The organism is Agrobacterium sp. ST15.13.013 (assembly GCF_027956525.1).
Classification (GTDB): Bacteria; Pseudomonadota; Alphaproteobacteria; order Rhizobiales; family Rhizobiaceae; genus Agrobacterium; species Agrobacterium salinitolerans.
This window is the reverse complement of record NZ_JAQKGP010000075.1, coordinates 1-1,171: the sequence shown is the minus strand read 5'-3', so window position 1 is coordinate 1,171 and position 1,171 is coordinate 1. Positions and strand designations below refer to the sequence as shown.

Annotated in this window: 1 protein-coding gene; it reads left to right on the top strand. The window is 63.4% G+C overall.

Going from position 1 to position 1,171, the window contains the following annotated elements; genetic code table 11:
* Window positions 1-2: 2 nt before the first annotated feature.
* On the top strand, window positions 3-1,171 hold a 1,169-nt coding region (locus PL597_RS25920; protein WP_271366648.1), incomplete at its 3' end, for an AGE family epimerase/isomerase.

Below are 1,171 nucleotides of genomic sequence, written 5' to 3'. Positions count from 1 at the left end.
GTATGACATTGCAATTTCCGAGCATCGCGCAGGCGCTTGCCGAAGAGATCGGAACATTACGCAAATGGCTGGATGAGGACGCCCTACCCCTGTGGTGGGAGGCGGGATCGGCCCGCCCGGATGGCGGCTTTTACGAGCGTCTCGGTCAGGATGCGAAACCGATTTTTTCCGATGACCGCCGCGCCCGCGTGCAGCCGCGCCAGGCCTATTGTTTCGCTGCCGCCGGCCAGCATGGCTGGCAGGGGCCGTGGAAAGACGCGCTCCAGCACGGGCTTTCCTGGTTCGAGAAGGTCTATCGCCTTGAAAACGGCCTTTACGGCAACCTTGCCGACCAGACCGGCAGGCTGATCGACCCCTCCTTCGATCTCTACAATCAGGCTTTTGCGCTTTTCGCCGCCGCGCAGGCGGCCGCAAGCCTTCCCGAGCGCAGGGACGAGATGCGCGACCGGGCGCTTGATATCCTTGCCATCCTTGAACGTGACTACAGACATCCGGTCGCAGGTTTCGAGGAGGCGAACCCGCCGCGCACGCCGCTCTGCTCCAATCCGCATATGCATCTCTTCGAGGCGATGCTGGCCTGGGAGGTGCAGGATCCGGACGGCCCGTGGTCGGCGCTTTCAGATGAGATCGCCGGTCTGGCGCTAACCCGCTTCATCGATGGCGGCAATGGCGGGTTGCGCGAGTTCTTCGCCCATGACTGGACACCCCACGACAGCGACAGGGGCCGGATCATGGAGCCGGGCCACCAGTTCGAATGGGCCTGGCTTCTTGTGCGCTGGGGGGCCCTGCATGAAAACGATGAGGCGATCAGGAAGGCAAAACGGCTGTTCCAGATCGGCGAAGAACATGGCATCTGCCCGCGCCGCAAGGTGGCGGTGATGAGCCTCTACGACGATTTTTCGGTGCATGACGGGCTGGCGCGGTTATGGCCGCAGACGGAATGGCTGAAAGCGGCGGTACGGCTTGCGAGCGTCACGAGCGGCGAGGAGCGGCAGCGTTACCTCGCCTCCGGTCTCAGCGCCATCGGCGCGCTGCAACCTTTCCTCGACACCACGGTCAAGGGCCTGTGGTTCGACAAATGGCCAGCGGATAAGCCGATGCTCGATGAGCCGGCGCCGGCAAGCACCTTCTATCACATCGCCTGCGCCATATATGAGGCGGAGGCGGTGCT